13 protein-coding genes are annotated in these 20,137 nt (G+C 62.6%); 6 read left to right on the top strand and 7 right to left on the bottom strand.

Annotated elements, in window-relative coordinates; all coding sequences use genetic code 11:
- Positions 1-375 precede the first annotated feature (375 nt).
- The 3 genes from gltB (at position 376) to NDI72_RS05060 (ending at position 7,301) form a co-directional block, all read left to right on the top strand.
- Entirely contained in the window at positions 376-5,109 is a 4,734-nt protein-coding gene (gene gltB, locus NDI72_RS05050; RefSeq protein WP_283799846.1) for a glutamate synthase large subunit, read from the top strand.
- A gap of 26 nt (positions 5,110-5,135) precedes the next feature.
- Positions 5,136-5,726 (top strand): glutathione S-transferase family protein, encoded by a 591-nt coding sequence (locus NDI72_RS05055; RefSeq protein ID WP_283799847.1) that lies wholly within the window; start codon positions 5,136-5,138, stop codon positions 5,724-5,726.
- Between the two features lie 120 nt (positions 5,727-5,846).
- Complete coding sequence (locus NDI72_RS05060) at positions 5,847-7,301, top strand: glutamate synthase subunit beta (RefSeq protein WP_206553722.1); 1,455 nt, start codon at positions 5,847-5,849, stop codon at positions 7,299-7,301.
- Positions 7,302-7,592: 291 nt separating this feature from the next.
- Here NDI72_RS05060 and NDI72_RS05065 read toward each other — a convergent pair whose 3' ends face one another.
- Both NDI72_RS05065 and NDI72_RS05070 read right to left on the bottom strand, forming a co-directional pair.
- The gene (locus tag NDI72_RS05065; protein WP_283799848.1) at positions 7,593-8,837 is read right to left on the bottom strand and encodes an SGNH/GDSL hydrolase family protein; all 1,245 of its coding nucleotides are present in this window, start codon (positions 8,835-8,837) and stop codon (positions 7,593-7,595) included.
- 36 nt (positions 8,838-8,873) lie between these two features.
- Positions 8,874-10,100, bottom strand: a complete 1,227-nt coding sequence (locus NDI72_RS05070; protein WP_113152931.1) for a lytic murein transglycosylase — start codon at positions 10,098-10,100, stop codon at positions 8,874-8,876.
- 198 nt (positions 10,101-10,298) lie between these two features.
- Between NDI72_RS05070 and galU the strand changes: the two genes are divergently transcribed.
- Positions 10,299-11,171 carry a UTP--glucose-1-phosphate uridylyltransferase GalU gene (galU, locus tag NDI72_RS05075; protein WP_113152930.1) on the top strand — a complete coding sequence of 291 codons (873 nt, stop codon included), beginning with the start codon at positions 10,299-10,301 and terminating at the stop codon, positions 11,169-11,171.
- 111 nt (positions 11,172-11,282) lie between these two features.
- Here galU and NDI72_RS05080 read toward each other — a convergent pair whose 3' ends face one another.
- On the bottom strand, positions 11,283-12,890 hold the full coding sequence (locus NDI72_RS05080; protein WP_283799849.1) for an outer membrane beta-barrel protein: 1,608 nt from the start codon (positions 12,888-12,890) through the stop codon (positions 11,283-11,285).
- 176 nt (positions 12,891-13,066) lie between these two features.
- On the opposite strand from NDI72_RS05080, the gene NDI72_RS05085 reads away from it, so the two are divergent.
- Together NDI72_RS05085 and NDI72_RS05090 are read left to right on the top strand one after the other, a co-directional pair.
- Positions 13,067-14,062, top strand: coding sequence for a KpsF/GutQ family sugar-phosphate isomerase (locus NDI72_RS05085; protein WP_283799850.1), 996 nt, complete (start codon positions 13,067-13,069; stop codon positions 14,060-14,062).
- 264 nt (positions 14,063-14,326) lie between these two features.
- Positions 14,327-14,956, top strand: a complete 630-nt coding sequence (locus NDI72_RS05090; RefSeq protein WP_206994805.1) for a LysE family translocator — start codon at positions 14,327-14,329, stop codon at positions 14,954-14,956.
- Positions 14,957-15,058: 102 nt separating this feature from the next.
- Here NDI72_RS05090 and NDI72_RS05095 read toward each other — a convergent pair whose 3' ends face one another.
- The 4 genes from NDI72_RS05095 to NDI72_RS05110 all read right to left on the bottom strand — a co-directional run bounded on the left by NDI72_RS05095 (position 15,059) and on the right by NDI72_RS05110 (position 20,127).
- Positions 15,059-15,520, bottom strand: coding sequence for an NfeD family protein (locus tag NDI72_RS05095; protein WP_206544182.1), 462 nt, complete (start codon positions 15,518-15,520; stop codon positions 15,059-15,061).
- A 4-nt stretch (positions 15,521-15,524) separates the two neighbouring features.
- The gene (locus tag NDI72_RS05100; RefSeq protein WP_113152925.1) at positions 15,525-16,484 is read right to left on the bottom strand and encodes an SPFH domain-containing protein; all 960 of its coding nucleotides are present in this window, start codon (positions 16,482-16,484) and stop codon (positions 15,525-15,527) included.
- A 201-nt stretch (positions 16,485-16,685) separates the two neighbouring features.
- A complete protein-coding gene (gene hemH / locus NDI72_RS05105) occupies positions 16,686-17,750 on the bottom strand; it encodes a ferrochelatase (protein WP_283799851.1) in 1,065 nt (354 codons plus the stop codon).
- Positions 17,751-17,877: 127 nt separating this feature from the next.
- Entirely contained in the window at positions 17,878-20,127 is a 2,250-nt protein-coding gene (locus NDI72_RS05110) for a 5'-nucleotidase C-terminal domain-containing protein (protein WP_502888374.1), read from the bottom strand.
- Positions 20,128-20,137: the final 10 nt, after the last annotated feature.

Below are 20,137 nucleotides of genomic sequence, written 5' to 3' on the forward strand. Positions count from 1 at the left end.
ATTTTATTTCGTGTTTTGCGCAAAAAATTTGCATTTCCGTCTTGTCTGGTGTTGGTATTTCTGGCATTTCAGCGAATAAGACAGCAGTGCTGTCCTATTGTTGTGCAGTTCGGTTGCCAGCGCCTCAGCGTGGCTTTTGCGCTCGTGATAGTGTTGCGAACGACCGGTGCAACAAAGGCGGTCCGGCAATGACCGGAGCACAGGCAGGGATGCCCGCCCAAGAACAAGAACACGCGCCGGAGCATATCGGTAGCGTTGCTCCGGCTTCTAAATGGAAATGCCGTGCATACACCCCGGAAGGCCGCAAGGGCTTTCTGGCGACTGAACGACCGCCCAGGGAGGCTTGCCCCGGGCTCTAGAATGTGAGGATTTGCGATGACGGAAATGACGCCCTCTTTTTCGACCGGGTTCGGGCCGGCCAACGAGGCCGAAACGGCCGCCGTCAAACGCACCGTGAAGATGTCCGCGCCGGGCGTGCCCGCTGCGCAGGGGCTTTACGATCCCCGCAATGAGCGCGATGCCTGCGGCGTCGGCTTCGTCGCGCATATGAAGGGCAGTCGCTCGCATGATATCGTGCGCGATGGCCTGGCCATGCTCGAAAACCTGACCCATCGCGGCGCGGTGGGTGCTGATCCGCTTGTCGGCGATGGCGCGGGCATGCTGATGCAGATCCCCGACCGCCTCTATCGGGAGGAATGGGTGGAGCGCGGCGTCGAACTGCCGGAGCCCGGCCATTATGGCGTCGGTCACTTCTTCATGCCGCGCGATGCGGAGCTGCGCAAACAGATCTACGACATCATCGCCGATGTGGTGCGCTCGGAAGGTCAGGAGCTGATCGGCTTCCGTGATGTGCCGGTCGACAATGCCTGCCTGTCCAAGGCGCCCGACATTGCCGCTTCCGAGCCCGTCCACCGCCAGATTTTCGTCAGCCGTGGCGCGGGCATTCACGACGAGGAGGATTTCGAGCGTCGTCTCTATATTCTGCGCAAGGTGATTTCGGGCCGCGTGCGCGAGGAGCTTGAGGGCGGCATCAAAGGTTTCTACACCGTGTCGCTGTCGGCGCGCACCATTGTCTACAAGGGCATGTTCCTCGCCTATCAGCTCGGCGCTTATTACAGCGACCTGAAAGACCCGCGTTTTGAAACGGCGCTGGCGCTCGTTCACCAGCGCTTTTCGACCAACACGTTCCCCTCCTGGGAACTCGCGCACCCCTATCGCATGGTCGCCCACAATGGCGAGATCAACACGGTGCGTGGCAACGTTAACTGGATGGCCGCGCGTCAGGCCTCGGTGGATTCGGAGCTGTTCGGCAACGACATTTCCAAGCTTTGGCCCATTTCCTATGAGGGCCAGTCCGACACGGCCTGCTTCGACAACGCGCTCGAATTCCTGTTCCAGGGCGGTTATTCGCTCGTCCATTCGATGATGATGCTGATCCCGGAAGCCTGGGCCGGCAACCGTCTGATGAGCGACGAGCGCAAGGCGTTCTACGAATACCACGCCGCGTTAATGGAGCCGTGGGATGGCCCGGCTGCCGTGGCCTTTACCGACGGCATTCAGATCGGCGCAACGCTTGACCGCAACGGCCTTCGCCCGGCCCGCTATGTGGTCACGGATGACGACCGCGTCATCATGGCTTCGGAAGCCGGCGCGCTCGTGGTTCCCGAAGACAAGATCGTCAGCAAGTGGCGTCTCCAGCCCGGCCGCATGCTTCTGATCGACATGAAGGAAGGCCGCATCATTTCCGACGAGGATGTGAAGGCGGCCATCGCCACCAGGCATCCCTTCAAGAAGTGGCTCGACAACACCCAGCTCATCCTTGAAGACCTGAAGCCGGTCGAACCGCGCGCCCTGCGCAAGGATGTGGCCCAGCTCGATCTTCAGCAGGCTTTCGGCTACACGCAGGAAGACACGAAGATGCTGATGGCGCCCATGGCCACGACCGGCCAGGAAGGCATCGGCTCCATGGGTACCGACACGCCGATCTCGGCCATGTCCGACAAGCCCAAGCTGCTCTACACCTATTTCAAGCAGAACTTTGCGCAGGTCACCAACCCGCCGATCGATCCGATCCGCGAAGAACTGGTGATGAGCCTTGTCTCCTTCATCGGCCCGCGCCCCAACATTTTCGATCTGGTCGGCTCTTCGCGCCGCAAGCGGCTTGAGGTGCGCCAGCCCATCCTCACCAATGGCGATCTGGAGAAGATCCGCTCCATCGGCCACACCGAGGACCGGTTCGACACCAAGACCATCGACGTCACCTATGCGGCGGGCGAGGGGGCTGCCGGTATGCGCGGTGCGCTGGAGCGCGTGTGCGACCGCGCCGAGGCTGCGGTTGCCGGCGGCTACAACATCATCATCCTGTCCGACCGCCAGATCGGCCCGGACCGCATCGCCATCCCGATGCTTCTGGCAACGGCCGCTGTTCACCACCACCTGATCCGCAAGGGTCTGCGCACGGCGGTTGGCCTCGTGGTCGAATCCGGCGAGCCGCGCGAAGTGCACCACTTCTGCTGCCTGGCGGGCTACGGCGCGGAGGCGATCAACCCCTACCTCGCCTTCGACACGCTTCTGTCCATGCACAAGGCCGGCGATTTCCCGCCGGAGGTCGACACGCAGGAGGTGGTTCAGCGCTACATCAAGGCCATCGGCAAGGGCATCCTCAAGGTGATGTCCAAGATGGGCATCTCCACCTACCAGTCCTATTGCGGTGCGCAGATCTTTGACGCCGTGGGTCTGGAAAGCGACTTCATCGAGCACTTCTTCACCAACACCGCCACCACCATCGAAGGTGTCGGTCTGGACGAGATTTCCGCCGAGACGGTTGGCCGCCATGCCGCCGCCTTTGGCGCGGACCCGGTGCTGAAGAGCGCGCTGGAAGTGGGCGGTGAATACAATTTCCGCATGCGCGGCGAATCCCACATCTGGTCGCCCGACGCCGTCGCCTCCCTCCAGCATGCCGTGCGCGGCAAATCCTGGGAGACCTATCGCGAATTTGCGAAAATGGTCGACGGGCAGGCAGCCGACGCCAAGTCCATTCGCGGCCTGTTCGCTGTCAGGAAGGCCAAGGATACAGGCCGCAAGCCGGTCTCGCTGGATGAGGTCGAGCCCGCAGCCGAAATCGTCAAGCGGTTCTCCACCGGCGCCATGTCCTTCGGCTCCATCAGCCGCGAGGCGCACACCACGCTGGCGCGCGCCATGAACGCGCTGGGCGGCAAGTCGAACACCGGCGAGGGCGGCGAGGAGCCTGATCGCTATCTGCCGATGCCCGACGGTTCGATGAACCCGGAGCGCTCCTCCATCAAGCAGATCGCCAGCGGCCGTTTCGGCGTCACCACCGAATATCTCGTCAATTCCGACATGATGCAGATCAAGGTGGCGCAGGGCGCAAAGCCGGGCGAGGGCGGTCAGCTTCCCGGCCACAAGGTCGACGCCACCATCGCCAAGGTGCGCCACTCCACGCCGGGCGTCGGCCTCATTTCGCCGCCGCCGCACCACGACATCTACTCCATTGAGGATCTGGCGCAGCTCATCTTCGACCTTAAGAACGTCAATCCCGATGCGGATGTGTCCGTCAAGCTCGTCTCCGAGGTTGGCGTGGGCACGGTGGCTGCCGGCGTCGCCAAGGCGCGCGCCGACCACATCACCATTTCCGGCTATGATGGCGGCACCGGCGCTTCGCCGCTCACCTCCATCAAGCATGCGGGCAGCCCGTGGGAGATGGGCCTTGCCGAAACGCACCAGACCCTGGTGCTGAACGGTCTGCGCTCGCGCGTCGCGCTGCAGGTCGATGGCGGGTTGAAGACCGGTCGCGATGTCATCATCGGCGCGCTGCTGGGCGCCGACGAATATGGCTTCTCCACCGCACCGCTGATCGCCGCCGGCTGCATCATGATGCGCAAGTGCCACCTGAACACCTGCCCCGTTGGCGTCGCCACGCAGGACCCGGTTCTGCGCAAGCGCTTCAAGGGCACGCCCGAGCATGTGATCAATTACTTCTTCTACGTCGCGGAAGAGGTGCGCCAGTATCTCGCCGAGATGGGCTACACGAAGCTCGACGATATCGTCGGCCAGTCCGACCTTCTCGAAAAGGATGGCATGATCGCGCACTGGAAGGCGCGTGGCCTCGATTTCACGAAGATCTTCTACAAGCCCGATGCCCCGCGCGAGGCCATTCACTGGACCGAGCGTCAGGAGCATCCCATCGATGATGTGCTCGACCGCAAGCTCATCGAGGCGGCAAGGCCGGCCCTTGAAAACCGTGAGCCCGTGTCGCTCGACTTCCCGATCTGCAACACCGACCGGTCGGCCGGCGCGATGCTGTCGGGCGCGGTCGCCAAGCGCTACGGCCACAAGGGCCTGAAGGAAAACACCATCGACGTGCGCCTCACGGGCACGGCCGGTCAGTCCTTCGGCGCGTTTCTGGCGCGCGGCGTCTCGTTCAGGCTTGAGGGCGACGCCAATGATTATGTCGGCAAGGGCCTTTCCGGCGGCCGCATCGTCATCCGCCCGACGGACGATTCCCGCATTGTCGCGGAAGACTCCATCATTGTCGGCAACACGGTGCTTTACGGCGCAACCGAGGGTGAATGCTATTTCCGCGGCGTTGCGGGCGAGCGTTTTGCCGTGCGCAATTCGGGTGCGGTCGCCGTTGTCGAGGGCGTCGGCGATCATGGCTGCGAATACATGACGGGCGGCGTGGTGGTCGTGCTCGGTCAGACGGGCCGCAACTTCGCGGCCGGCATGTCCGGCGGCGTTGCCTATGTGCTGGATGAGGCGGGCGACTTCGCCGAGCGCTGCAACATGGCCATGGTCGAACTGGAGCCGGTGCCGGAGGAGGACGACATCCTCGAAAAGCTGCACCACCATGGCGGCGACCTCATGCACAAGGGCCGTGTCGACGTTACCGGCGACATGACCCGGCACGATGAGGAGCGACTGGCGCAGCTTATCTCCAACCACCTCCACTACACGGGCTCTGAGCGGGCGCGCGCCATTCTGGATCATTGGGCGGAATACCGTCCCAAATTCCGCAAGGTGATGCCGGTTGAGTACCGCCGTGCACTGGAAGAAATGGAGCGCATGAAGCTCGGTCTGGCGGCAGAATAGCCGTGGGTTCTGGAGATCTTTTGCCCATGGATGTTTTTGGCGACCGGAATTCGGGCAATTGCCTGAAGGTCAGATACACGGCGGACCATCTCGGTCTGCCCTATCGCTGGCATGAGCTCGACCTCATGGCTGGCGAGAGCCGCACGGACGTGTTTCTCGCCATGTCGCCCTTTGGACAGGTGCCGGTCGTGCGGTTCGATGACGGGCGCACGCTTGGCCAGTCGGGCGCAATCATCCGCTATCTGGCGCGCGGTTCGGCGCTTTTGCCCGAAGACGCGTTTGCCCAGGCGGAAATCGATCAGTGGATGTTCTGGGAGCAGAACTTCCATGAGCCCAATGTGGCCGGTGCGCGCTTTCAGGTGTTCTACCGCAAGGAGCCGGTTGAAGCGCGCGATCCTTTGAAGGTCGAGCGGGGTGAGGCCGCGCTCGATTTGATGGACGAGACGCTGAAGACGCGCGACTTCTTTGTCGGTGACGGGCTCACCATCGCCGATATCGCGCTTCTCGGCTACACGCGGCTTGCCCCTCAGGGGGGCTTTGAACTCGACGGGCGCAGGGCGCTCACCCGCTGGATTGCACGGTGCGAGGATGTTCTCGGACTTCCGGCACTTCACTAGATCGTCATGCGTCCACCGGGGCGCACAATGGACGATCTGAATTATTGATGGGGCATCGGAACAACCGGAAAACGGTATCCGCTTTTCGGTTCGAAGCTCTAAAATAACGGGGTTTACTCGATGGGTAAGGTTACAGGTTTTCTCGAAATCGACCGTCAGGTGCACAAGTACCAGCCGGCGTCCGACCGCATTCGCCATTTCCGCGAATTCACGCTGCCCATGTCGGACAGGGAAGTCGAGAAACAGGCCGCGCGCTGCATGGATTGCGGCATTCCCTATTGCCACGGCCCGACAGGCTGTCCGGTCCACAACCAGATCCCTGACTGGAACGACCTCGTCTATAATGGTGACTGGGAGGAGGCGATCCGCAATCTGCACTCCACCAACAACTTCCCGGAATGGACTGGCCGCATCTGCCCTGCACCCTGCGAGGAAGCCTGCACGCTCAATCTCGAAGATATTCCCGTCGCCATCAAGACGGTCGAGCAGGCCATTGCCGACAAGGCTTATGAGGCCGGTTTCGTGCGGCCCTATCCTGCCGACCACACGACCGGCAAGAAGGTCGCCATCATCGGCTCCGGCCCGGCCGGCATGGCTGCCGCCCAGCAGCTCGGGCGTGCCGGTCATCAGGTCCATGTCTATGAGCGCGAAAGCCGGCCCGGCGGCCTGATGCGCTACGGCATTCCCGATTTCAAGATCGAAAAACACTATATCGACCGCCGCATCGAGCAGATGCAGGGCGAAGGCGTGACCTTCCATTGCGGTGTCAATGTCGGCGTGGACAAGCCGGTGGAAGAGCTTCTGGCCGAGCACGACGCCGTTCTCTACTGCGGTGGCTCGGAGCGCCCGCGCCCGGCCGGTATCCCCGGAGGCGAATTCCACGGCGTTCACGACGCCATGCCCTATCTGGTTCAGCAGAACCGGCGTGTGGGCGGTGAGGATATTCAGTCCGTCGCATGGGCGGCGGAGCCCATCCTTGCCGGCGGCAAGCATGTGGTTGTCGTTGGTGGTGGTGACACCGCATCGGATTGCGTCGGCACGGCCTTCCGTCAGGGCGCGGTGCGCGTCACCCAGCTCGACATCCGCCCGCGTCCGCCGGAGAAGGAAGACAAGCTTGCCGTCTGGCCCTATTGGGCGACGAAGATGCGCACCTCCTCTTCACAGGCCGAAGGCGCTGATCGCGAATTCCAGGTGGCGACGCTTGAATTCGTTGGTGAGGATGGCGTTCTGACCGGTGTGAAATGCTGTCAGGTGGACGAGAAGCGCAAGCCCGTTCCGGGCACGGAATTCGTCATTCGCGCAGATCTCGCGTTCATCGCCATCGGCTTTTCCGGCCCGCTGGAAACAGGCGTTCTGTCCGAGTTCGGCGACCGGCTGAAAACCGATATCGACCGCCGCAACTCTGTGAACGTCAATGCTGACGACCGTGAGTATCGCACCACCATCGACCGTCTGTTTGCAGCCGGCGATGCGCGGCGCGGTCAGTCTCTGGTGGTTTGGGCGATCCGTGAGGGGCGTCAGGCCGCCCACGCGATTGACACGTTCCTCATGGGCAGTTCGGTCCTGCCGCGCTAGGGTGCCGTGCGTCCATTCGGACGCACAAAGAACGCTTCCGGTGGATGACGGCCCCCTTCTCCCCGCGCGCGGGGAGAAGGTCCCGGCAGGGGGATGAGGGGCTGACGCGGCGCAAGAAAATCTCGCCAGATTGTGGGGTTGGCAGAACCTGGCGCTCGCCCCTCATCCTCACCTTCTCCCCGCGCGCGGGGAGAAGGGGCCTCGAAGTCGGTGCCCCATCGCATCATGCGGGCGTCAGGTGATCCCGCCTGCCTGCAGTGATCTGCGAGCCCCGAAGAGATCTTGATGAGATCAGGGCGTCGCCGTGGCTTCTGGCTGCTGCGGCGTTTTCTTTTCTGCCACTGGTGCGACCGGGCGTAACGAGAAATTGTCGGCGCGGCCGGGCTGACTTGATGTGGCGCTGTCGATGTCCGCTTCGTCACTGCGCTCCTGTCGCCCGATTGGTTCCACCACGGCGCCCATCAGCTCCAGCCCGCCATCGAGCGCCGGGTCAGACAGCGAGATCGGCACCGTCCGGTCGACAGGTGTGGGCTCTTCGGGGAAGAGAACGAGGTTTGGCAGGTTCTCGATCCCGACCTCGCCGATATCGGGCGAAATGGCTTCGCCGAGAAGCTTGTTCAGCGGTTTCTCCACGTAGAAGGCCACCTTGCGCTTGCCGGAACGCGTCAGGTTGATGCCGTCGCTGCCGCGCAGCCGCACCGGCTGCCCGTTCATGTCCGGCCCGGTAAAGATGAAGGCCCCGTTTTCATCCACGAAACCGTCCCAGATGTCGACGAATGTGCCGCCTATGCTCTCCACTGTGGTCTTGTAGATGTCGTTGAAGGCCAGCATGTCGGACGACATGGTCGATGATTTGAAGGCCGGTAAGCCGCTCCACACGAGTGGGATCTGCTTTTCTTCGATGGCCGCCGCGAAGGTCTTGACGCGGTCGGTGTATTCGGCGAGCCAGGGCTCCGACCGCGGGGCCTCGCGCTGACCGTCGATGCGCAGTTGCTGCCGGTCGTTGGAGCCGATCATCACGACCACGACGGTCGGGGAAACCTCTTCCAGAATGCCTGAAATCTCGGCATTCCAGTCATAATAGTCGTCGCGCACAAAGCCGGACGAACCGTTGCTGCGATTGATCACGCGCACACCGGGAGACTCTGCATATGCGTCGCTCAGGCCCTCGGCGAGCCCTCCGGCCATGAAGTCGCCAACGACCAGCACTGTGCGTGCATTCTCAAGCTTCTCCACTTCCGGCGGCGGTGGAGGCGTCGTTGGCTGGCGGGGTGCGGCGCGTGTTGTCGAGCGGCTGGGGCTTCGCGTGGCCGGCTGGTTGCGGCGCTGGCTGGGTTGCCGCACCGCAGGGCGCTCGGGCTCGCGTTGGCGCGCCCGCCCGCCGAACAGGAAATCCAGAAGGCCGCGACTTCTCTCCTGGGCCCCGGCAGGCGAGGGCGTGGAGAGGATAACGGGCAGGGCGAGGCTTAACGAGATGATGGCAATGACGAAGCGTTTGCCGCCTTCTCGTCCTGCCTCTGCCCTGTCCGTTTTCATGTCCTGTTTCCCCTGTCTCCGGTCAATTGTCTCCGGTCAGTTCCCGCGCAGGCGGCGGAGCACTTCCTTGCCCGGATGGCCGTCTTCCTGCATTCCGTTGCGGGACTGGAAGGCGCGGATCGCGGCGCGCGAGCCGGAGCCGATCTTGCCATCGATGGGGCCGTCATAATAGCCAAGCGCACCAAGGCGGCGCTGCAGTTCTTCCGTCTCGTTGTAGCTGAGACGTTCGAAGGGACGATTCCAGTCACGCACGAGGCCGCCATAGCCGGCGATTTCGTCGGCAAGAAGGCCCACGGCAAGTGCGTATTTGTCCGAATTGTTGTAGCGCTTGATGACCTGGAAATTCTTGGTCACGAGGAAGGCGGGGCCTGCGCGACCGTCCGGGACCTTCAGCTCGGCGCTGTCGTTCGGACGCGGGAAAGGCTTGCCATTGGCGCGCACGACGCCGATGGAAGCCCAGCGGGCAAGCGACATGTTGCCGCCCGGGAACTTGCGTCCGCCTGGCAGCGCAGCCGTTTCATAGCCCCAGGTTTCGCCGGTGCGCCAGCCATTGCGGCGCAGCAGGTTTGCTGCGGTGGCAAGGGCGTCCGGGATTGAGGTCCAGATGTCGCGGCGGCCATTGCCGTCCATGTCGACCGCATAGGCCTGATAGCTGGTGGGGATGAACTGCGTGTGTCCCATCGCGCCGGCCCAGGAGCCGGTCAGGTGGCCAACATCAATGTCGCCGCTCTGCAGGATCTTGAGCGCGGCGATGAGCTGCTGACGGGCAAATTTGGCGCGGCGCTTGTCGGCATAGGCGAGCGTGGCCAGCGAGCGTGGCACGCTGCGCATGACGCGTTCGTTCTTCAGCACTTCACCATAGTTCGATTCGATCGACCAGATGGCGAGCAGCACATAGCGGCTGACGCCGTACTGGCTTTCGATGCGGTCGAGCCAGGGTTTCCACTGGCGGGCGAGCTGCTGACCGCGCTGGATGGCGTCGGCCTGAACGCGGTTGTCGAAATATTCCCACGCCTCGGCGCGGAATTCGGGCTGGTAGCGGGCTTTCTCCAGCACCTCCGGATCGGGGGCGGTGATGCCGCGAAAGGCGCGGTCATAGGTGGCGCCGGAAACGCCGTTCTTGATCGCAACAGCACGAAACTGCTGGACCCAGCGCTGGAAGCCGGCATCGGCGCTGGCCGGCTGGAGGGTTACGGTAAATGCGAGCACGAAAGAAGCGATCAACGTCGCGACGAGGTTTCGTGGGGGCAAGCGGAACAACATCACGATCTCCGTTACAGGTAGTCCAGCCTTTCCATGGCAGGTCCCGGTTAGAAAAACGTTTACCATGCTGTTAATGTCCGTGATCGGGTTCTCCGGAACTTGTCACGATATACGCGCATTCATTCAGGAAACATCAATCCGGCGTTGCTAAGGCAGCGCCAAACGCCTTCATTTCAACCTTTCGGGGATAGATTTCTGATGACGAAACTTCGCAAAGCGGTATTTCCTGTCGCTGGTCTGGGAACGCGTTTTCTTCCGGCCACCAAGGCAATCCCCAAGGAAATGCTGACTGTCGTCGATAAGCCCGTGATCCAGTATGTCGTCGATGAGGCCCGCGAAGCCGGCATTGAGCACTTCATTTTCGTGACCGGGCGCAACAAGGCGGTCATTGAAGATCACTTCGACATTCAGGTCGAATTGTACGACACACTGGAGCGGCGCGGCAAGAACGAGGTTCTCGACCGCCTGCACAGCATGCAGCCGCTGCCCGGCCAGACCAGCTTCACCCGTCAGCAGGAGCCGCTGGGCCTTGGCCACGCCGTCTGGTGTGCGCGTGAACTGGTGGGCAATGAGCCCTTCGCGCTCCTTCTGCCCGACATGATCATGCAGTCGCCCAGGGGCTGCCTGTCGCAGATGGTGGAACTCTTTGAAAAGACGGACGGAAACGTTGTCTCCGTCGAAGAGTGCGAGCCCTCGCAGACCCACAAATACGGCATCGTCGGTCGCGGCGATACGGTTGCCGGCGGGTTCGAAATCAACGCCATGGTGGAGAAGCCGAAGCCCGAGGATGCGCCGTCGAACTTCTACATCAATGGCCGTTACATCCTGCGACCGGAGATCTTTGACCTTCTCGCCGAGCAGGAGCGCGGTGCGGGTGGCGAGATCCAGCTGACCGACGCCATGCTAAAACTTCTGAAGAATCAGCCCTTCCACGGTTTCCCCTTCACGGGCCGCACATTTGACTGCGGTTCGCCGGAAGGTTTCGTGGAAGCGAACCTCGCTTTCGCGCTGGAACGCCCCGATCTGCGCGAGCATGTGCTGCGCGTCGTGGAGGCCTCCGGCCGCGTCTGATGCAATTTTGAAAAACGCCGCCATTTTCTCCGAAATGGCGGCGTTTTGTCTTTTTTGCGGAAATTCCGCACCGAATTCCTAAAAAACTGATTTTCCAGGCCGTGCAGCGGTCTAGCGCTGCATGCGCACGCCCAGGAACACGCTGCTTGCGTCATACTCCCGGCTGGGGAGGCTGCTGGTGCGTTTCTCGTAACGCGCCCGACCGGTGAGACCGAGTGTGCGGTTGAGCCACCAGGTCATGCCAGCTTCGCCGTTCATGGTCAGGTCGTGCCCGCCATTTTCATAGTCGCGCCAGGAAAGTCCGGCGGCGGCTTCGGCCGTCAGATTGGCGCGGATCTGGCGTTCCACCCGAAGGGTTCCCGAGTGAAGAATCGAGCCGCTGTCACCGGGATCGGTGGTGCCTTCAATCGTGGTCGAGGCGTCGAGGCGCACATCGGTGCCGCGCTGCGGCGACCAGTTGAGCGCGGCGGCAAGTGCAAGCCCTGAAACCGTGTTGAGGCGGTCGTCGTCGATGTCTTCTGCGACCCAGCCGATGGAGGCTTCGCCCGACAGTTTTTCTTCAATGTCGACCATGACGCCGGCGCGGGCGGCGAAGCGCGTGGCCGAACGCTCATAGCCGGCGCTGTCTCTCTCTTCATCGTAGAAGCGACGACCGACCTCGCCTTCGATAAAGGGGGCAAGGGCGGGCGAGATGGCATAGCCGGTGCGCAGGCGCAGCGTGGCCAGCGTCGAGTTGCGCTCTTTCTGCGAAAGCGTGCTGCCATCGATGAGCGTGGCGTCCCCATAATGCTCGCGCGTCAGCGAGCCGGTGGCGCTCAGCCGCAGCTTGCCGAGATCCTTGGAGAGCCCGAGGCTGCCGTCGATGATGTGCCGGATTGGCCGGTCTTCGACCCCGACGATGACGACGGGGGAGGAGGCGGATTCCGGGCTGACCGTGTAACCGAGGCTTGCAAGCGCCGTATAGTCGCCCGCCAGATCGAAACGCAGCGCGCCATCGATGCCGCCTTCGATGTCCGAGACCGCTTCGCCCGAAACGGATTTGCGGTAGATGCCGTAAGCGTCGATGGTGGCTGCGTGGCGCGACCAGTCGGACACGGCGTTGAGCCTGAGCGTGGTCTCCGAGATCGCCGCCTCGCCGCTGCCGGGGCTGGAATCGGCATTCGTGGTCCAGGTTACGCCCTGTTCGAGCGTGGGGGTGACGGTGAACGTGCCGACGCGCAGGCCGAGCGGCGCATAGGGATTTTCTTCCGAAGCCTGAAAATTGCTCTCGATGGCGCCGACGCGCGGGTTGAGGGCGTCCGTGCTGTCAGCCCGGTCTACGCCGTCGGTCTCGTCCAGATCGCCTTCGGGAATGCCATTGGTGACGACACCGTCAAGCGGCGTCTGGCCGGCCTGCGCGGGAACGTTGCGCGCCTCGCGGGCGCGCTCGCGCGCGATGGCGGTCGATGGTGTGCGGCTGGAACGGCTGTTGCTGGTTTCGGCTGGCGCTTCCGCAGAAGCCGGATCGCCCGAGGGGCTCGGCGTTACGGGTTCATAGCGCGGGGCGGGCAGGCCCGTTTCCGCACCAGCGCCACTCTGTATGGAAGAGGTGATGTCTGTTTCGGAAACGAGCCCGCGCAGACCACTGACTTCCTGCGCCGTAGCGACGCCGTAGACACATGCTGAAAGACTGAGACCCAGCGCAGTGGATCTGCGCCATATGCGCGTATTCCAACCCACTCTGAAACCGGGAGAAGACATTCAGATCCAGACTATAAAGACGCGCCACAATTGTACTTACCCAGCAGTAAATCATCGTGGTTAACAAAACCTTGTGTGCGGACGTCTACGACTGGGGCGGGCACAATGGACAAACTGAATGGACAGCGCGGCATCAAGGCGGTAATGGCAATGCCATGCTGAAAAACTCTTCCATGAACCTGGACCAGCAAAGCGTTATCGCTTCTGCTGTTCGCACGCTTGAAACCGAACGCGCCGGACTTAAAGAACTGGCGGAAGCCCTCGACAACGGGCTTGCCGAACCCTTTGCCGAAGCGGTGCGCACCGTTGCCGGGATCAGGGGCCGCCTGATCGTTACAGGCGTGGGCAAGAGCGGGCATATCGGTTCCAAGATTGCCGCAACCATGGCTTCCACGGGAACGCCGGCATTCTTCGTGCATCCCGCCGAAGCCAATCATGGCGATCTCGGCATGATCGGCAGCGACGATGTCATCCTTGCCATGTCGTGGTCGGGCGAGACGACCGAGCTGCATGGCATCATCGCCTATGCGCGTCGCTTCGCCATTCCGATCATCGCAATCACCGCCGGCAAGGCTTCGGCGCTGGCGAGGGAAGCAACGGTGGTGCTCGGTCTGCCCCGGGCTCCCGAAGCCTGCCCGCATGGGCTCGCTCCCACCACCTCGACCGTGCTGCAGCTGGTGATCGGCGATGCGCTGGCCGTGGCGCTTCTGGAGGCGCGCGGCTTTACGGCTGACCATTTCCGCACTTTCCATCCCGGCGGGCAGCTGGGCGCAAAGCTGACGCAGGTGCGCCAGATCATGCATTCGGGCGCGGAGCTTCCGCTGGCGAAAAGCGGTGCGCTGATGCGCGAGGCCATTCTGGAAATGACCCAGAAGGGCTTTGGCTGTGTCGGCATCACCGACGGCGATGGCGCACTGATCGGCATCATCACCGACGGCGATCTGCGCCGCCACATCGACAGCGAGCTTCTGGCGATGACGGTGGATCAGGTGATGACCCGCGATCCGAAGACGATTGGGCCGGAAACGCTGGCCGAAAGCGCGCTGCAGATCGTCAATTCCTCGTCGATCACCACGCTGATGGTGGTGGAGGGCGGCAAGCCCTGCGGCGTGGTGCATCTGCACGACCTGCTGCGGATTGGCGCTGCCTGAATCTGACAGGCTGTGATTCAGGACCATGTGAAATTGACAGGCGCCCCGTTTCAAACGGGGCGTTTTTTGTTTGGCTGCAGGGTTTGCAGGATTGACCGGTTTGCTTGTTTCAGGGCTGTGTGCCGCCAGCGGGGATGATGCCAAGGGGTACAATTCTGCAATTGGGGGCGAACCCATCGCGTGTCATATTGGCCGAATGAGACCGGCTTCGCTCAAGCGTCCACTGTTCGGCCCCAGTAGGCCTCACAATGTGAAGGAGTTCCGATGCTTGCAGAACACGTTCAGCATCTTCTGGTCGTCTTCGCCGCTTATCTCGTTGTGATTGCCAGCCCTGGCCCCAGCACCATGGCGATAATGGGCGTTGCCATGAAGCAGGGCCGCGAAAGTGCAGTCCTTCTGGCGCTCGGGGTGGTGACGGGAAGCATGTTCTGGGCCGTTTTGGCCGCGACCGGTGTTGCGACGGTGCTGACCGCCTATGCTGAAGCGGTCTTTTTCATCAAGGTCGCCGGTGGTCTCTATCTTCTTTTTCTGGCCTGGAAGTCCGCGAGGTCGGCACTGACGGCCAAGGCTGGACAGTTGAAGCCAATGGCGCCGGCAAGGAAAGTGGTGTTCTATCGCAGAGGGGTGCTTTTGCACCTGTCCAACCCCAAAGCCGTTCTTGGCTGGGTCGCGATCATGGCTCTTGGGCTAAGGCCGGATGCACCGTCATACACTCTGCTCACGATCATCGTGGGATGCGCCATTCTGGGCCTGACGGTGAATGTTGGCTACGCGTTACTTTTCTCCACCGGCGTTCTGGGGCGGGCCTACCAGAAGTTCGGCAAGTGGATCGAAGGCGTGTTGGCTCTGGTCTTTGGCTATGCCGGTCTCAGGCTGCTCCTCTCCCGATCATGATGGCCGGAGCGCTGCCTGTTCTGAAACAGGCGGTGGCAGAGGCGTTCTTGATGGCAGATAAAAGAAGCCCCGGACGCCATAGGCTCCGGGGCTTTTTGTGATTCAGACTGCCTCGACGCGCAATGTGGAGCCGTCCACCGCTGCGATCTTCACGCGCGTGCCGGCCGGGAGGTCCGGGCCGGCGACACGCCATACCGTGTCATCGAGCCGGACGCGGCCGAAGCCGTTTTCGATGGCCTGTTCGAGCGTTGCCGTGCGGCCGACAAGCTGCTCGGTGCGGCGGTTGAGGAGCGGCTGATCCGTCTCCTCGTTTCTGCGCGAATCCATGAAACGCTTGCCGCCATAGGCCGAGAGCAGGGACAGCGCCAGGAAGACGAGAACCTGCACGTGCCAGGTCCACATCGCCGCATCCCATAACTGGAGCGACAGCGTTCCGGTCAGGATTGCGGCGATGCCGATCCACAGAAGGAAAACGCCGGGCGCCAGGATTTCCGCCGCCAGCAGCACAAAGCCAAGCAGCATCCAGTTCCAGGGGCCGAGTTCAGCGACGACATGCTCGATCATGAGGCTATTCCTGTGCGGGACCCGTACGCGGCGGGCGGGCTGAGGAAGCCCGGTTCTTCGGGGCGGGGGCCGTGTTGCCATCGCTGAAGACTTCGCGGGCGATGGCGCCGATGCCGCCGAGAGAGCCGATCAGCGAGGAGGCTTCGAGCGGCATCAGAACGACCTTGTTGTTGTTGGACGAACCGATGGTCGCCAGCGCGTCGGTGTATTTCTGGGCCACGAAGTAGTTCACCGCATGCACGTCGCCGGCGGCGATGGCGTCGGACACGACCTGCGTTGCCCGGGCCTCGGCCTCGGCGGCGCGCTCGCGGGCCTCGGCATCGCGGAAGGCGGCTTCCTTGCGGCCTTCGGCTTCGAGGATTTCGGCCTGCTTCAGACCTTCTGCCTCGAGGATCTGCGCGCGCTTGTTGCGCTCGGCCATCATCTGGCGGGCCATCGATTCCACCAGGTTGGCCGGCGGGTTGATGTCCTTGATCTCGACGCGGGTCATCTTGATGCCCCACGGGCTTGCGGCGTCATCGACAATGCGCAGAAGTTTTTCGTTGATCGCGTCGCGGTTGGACAGGAGCTCATCGAGATCCATCGAGCCCATGACGGAGCGGATGTTCGTCATGGTCAGGTTGAGGATGGCGTTTTCCAGTCCGGACACCTGATAGGCGGCCTCGGCGGCGGTGAGCACCTGATAGAAGGCGACGCCATCGACGGCGACGATGGCGTTGTCGCGGGTGATGACTTCCTGGGTGGGGACGTCGAGCACCTGCTCCATCATGTTCATCTTCGCGCCAACGCGGTCGATGAACGGGACAATGATGTTGAGGCCGGGGGTGAGGGTTTTCGTGTAGCGACCAAACCGCTCCACCGTGAAGTTGAAGCCCTGCGGCACCGTCTTGATGCCTGCAAAAAGCAGCAGGACAACGAGGACCACCAGGACGGGGATGAGTATGTCAAAACCGGAGAAGGGCATTATCGGCTCCTGAAACCGCCCCGGAGGGGCTTGTATTGAATCGCGTGGCGCACTGTAAGGTTGTAACCCGCTTTGTGAAGACCTTAACCGCAGGCAAAACCATAACCCAACGGCTCAAATTGTCGGGCATGCATGCTCTGCGGGCGGAATACGCCGCGCATATGTTGCGCCAAATGTGACGCGTGGATGGCGAGGCCGGGTTTATACCCAGCCTGCCAGCTCGCGCCGCACCAGCGTTTCAATGACAGCCATGCCTTCTTCGGTGTCGTTGAGGCAGGGGATATGCGTGAAGTTCGTGCCGCCGGCCTCGTGGAAGATTTCTCCGGCCTCGCCGGCGATTTCTTCCAGCGTCTCCAGACAGTCGGACACGAAGCCGGGATTGAAGACGGCGATGGATTTTACGCCTTCCTTTGCGAGCTTCTCGACCGTCTTGTCGGTGTAGGGCTGGAGCCATTCTTCGGGGCCGAAGCGGGACTGAAAGCAGGTCATCAGCTTCTTCTCGTCCCAACCGAGGCGCTCGCGCAGAAGGCGCGAGGTTTTCTGGCAATGGCAGTGATAGGGATCGCCGCGCTGGAAATAGCTCTGCGGGATGCCGTGATAGGAGGCGATGACGACTTCCGGCTCGAAGTCGAGGCTCGCCAGATGCGTTTCGATGGAGCGGGCCAGCGCTTCGATATAGACTGGCTCGTCCTGATAGGAGGGCACGGTGCGGATGGCCGGCTGAAAGCGCATCTTCATGAGCGCTTCGAAGAACTTGTCGTTCACCGTCGCCGTGGTGGTGGCGGAGTATTGCGGGTAGAGCGGGAACATGACGACGCGGTCGCAGCCGCGTTCCATCATGCTCTTCGTGACCGTCTCGATGGAGGGCTGGCCGTAGCGCATGGCCCAGTCGACGACGACATGCTCATGCTCCGACAGGGCCTCGGCGAGCTTTTCACCCTGGGCGCGGGTGAAGGTGCGCAGGGGCGATTCGTTACGCTCGTGGTTCCAGATTTCCGCGTAGGCCGCACCGGACTTCTTGGGCCGCGTGTTGAGCACGATGCCGTGAAGGATCGGATACCAGATGGCTCTTGGCCATTCGATGACGCGGCGATCCGACAGGAATTCCTTCAGATAGCGCCGCATGGGGGCGTAATCCGTGCCGTCAGGCGTGCCGAGATTGACGAGCAGAACGCCAACCTTGCCGATGCGCACCGGCGGGTGGTCTGCGGGCAGGGGGCCGACCGCCTTTGCGGCGGAACGGTCGATAGTGGTGGGGAGATTCATGCTTTGGCTCCGATCATGCAGGGGAAGCTAGCGAAGCCGGGCGGGTTTTCAATGCAGCGCGTGGCCGCAGGGGCGAAAAAATGAAAAAGCCCCGCCGTTTGGCGGGGCTTTCAGGGGTTTTATGGGGTCAGTTGGCCGCAGGCAGGGTGATGACCATGCCCACTTTGAGCCGGCCGGGATCCATCTGCGGGTTTGCATCGGCAATGTCGCGCCATTTGGTGGCGTCGCCATACTGCGCGCGGGCGATCTCCCACAGCGTGTCGCCGCGGGCGATGGTGTAGGTGTTCTTGTCACCATCCATCATCTTTTCCGCGTCTTCCGCAGTCTTGCTGGCCATCTCCCCGGTGGCTTCGGCTGCGTTTTCGGCAACCTCTTCGACCTTGTCGGCTGCGCCTTCGGTTGCAGAGGCCGCATCATCGGCGGTCTTCTCCATGGCTTCGCCGGCGTCGTCCGCCATCTTCTTCGCGCCTTCGGCTGCGCTCTCGGCGGCTTCTGCGGCCTTGTCGGCTGCCGTTTTGGCCATGGAGGCTGCATCATCGGCCGCTTTTTCGACGGCGTTGCCTGCGTCTTCCGTGGCCTTTTCTGCGCCCTCGGTCATCTTCTTCATGGCAGCGTCGGCTTCACCGGCGGCCTTCTCCGCCATCTCCTTTGCGCCTGCGACAGCGCCTTCGACGGCTTCCTTTGCCTTCTCGGCAACGCCCTCAGCCATGGTCTTGGCGTCGTCGGCGGCCTTTTCCATCGTCTCGCCGGCCTTGTCCATCGTCGATGCGGCGACCTTGGTGATGCGGCCATCCAGAGACGGTTTGTAGGGGCTGTTGGCGGCCAGATAATCGGCGAGAACCTGCTCGAGGCCCGGACCGTAGTCATAGGCGTTCTGGGCGTTCAAGGCGAAGAGCTTGTAGCCGTCACCGCCATTGCGCGTGAAGTTGTTGGAGGCGACCGTGTAGGTGGCGTCCGGGTCGATTGCGGTCCAGCCGTCGCCATCCTTCACTTCGACGGACTGGATGCGGCCTTCGCCGGGGGCGACGGACGGGTCGAAGCTGAAGCGCAGGCCGGAGACCTGCGGGAAACGCCCGGCGCCGTCCTCGATCTGGCTCACGCCGCTTTCAAGCGAGGCAACGACATCTTCGCCTTTGATCTGGAAGGTGGCGAGCGTGTTCTGGAACGGCAGCACGCCCAGCACCTCGCCCATGGTGACTTCGCCGCCATCGATGGAGGCGCGCAGCCCGCCGCCATTGGTGATGGCGAACTGGACACCCTGATCGGCGGTGCGCGCGACCATGGCGTCGGTCACGAGATTGCCCATCTCGCACTCGCCGGCGCGGCAGGTCTCGCGGCTGCCATCCACCGGGGCTGCGGTTTCGGCGACGATCTTGTTCTTCAGCTCCTCGATGGGGCCGCCCAGCTCCAGCACGCGGGCGACGACCGCCTCGTCCTTGTCGACGGAAGCATCGATCAGCTTGACGTCGCCGGTGGCGGCGGTGACCACGCCGTCATCGTTGAAGGTGAGCTTGAGTTCGCCGAGATATTTGGAATAGGAGCCGGCCTGCACGACGGGCACCTGATGGCCGTCGGGATTGTCGACCATGGTCGGGTAGGGGCCTTCGGCGCCTTCGATGGCGTTGGAAAGCAGCGTGTTGGAATGGCCGCCGACAACCACGTCGACGCCGGGGATCTTCGCGATGGCTTCGAGGTCGCGCGGGTAGCCCACATGGGTGAGCGCGATGACCTTGTTTGCGCCCTCGGCGGTGGCGGCTTCAACGGCAGCGGTGATGCCGGCCACATCCTCGATGATGGAGACGTTTTCGCCGGGCGAGGAAAGCTCGGCCGTGTCATTGGCGACCGCGCCGACGATGGCGATCTTATCGCCGCCCACATCGAGCAGGAGATATTCTTTCACCCGGTCGCCCAGTGCAGAAGCTTCCCTGGCCTTGACGTTGGAGCCGAGCACGGGGAACTCGACCTTGTCGAGGAAGGTCGCCAGACCGTCTTCGCCGTCGTCGAACTCATGGTTGCCGACGACCATGGCGTCGGTCTTCATGAGGTTCAGAAACTCGGCTTCGGCCGCGCCCTTGTAGGTGGTGTAGAAGAGCGATCCCTGGAAATTGTCGCCGGCGTTGAGCAGCAGGACGTTTTCACCGTCCAGCGCCTGACGCGCTTCGGCCACGGCGGTGACGAGGCGGGCAGCGCCGCCGAAGCACTTGCCCTCGGCATCGTCTTCAGCCGAGCAGGTGGAATCGTATTTGTTGATTGGCTCGATGCGGCTGTGCCAGTCGTTCATATGGAGAATGTTGAGCGTGTAATCGGCAAACGCCGCGCCTGCGCTCAGGGCCAGTGCCGATGCGGTCAGCGAGGCAATGGCAAGACGCTTGGATATGGTAGTTCGC

The organism is Nitratireductor sp. GZWM139, assembly GCF_030068685.1.
Lineage (GTDB): Bacteria > Pseudomonadota > Alphaproteobacteria > Rhizobiales > Rhizobiaceae > Nitratireductor > Nitratireductor aquimarinus.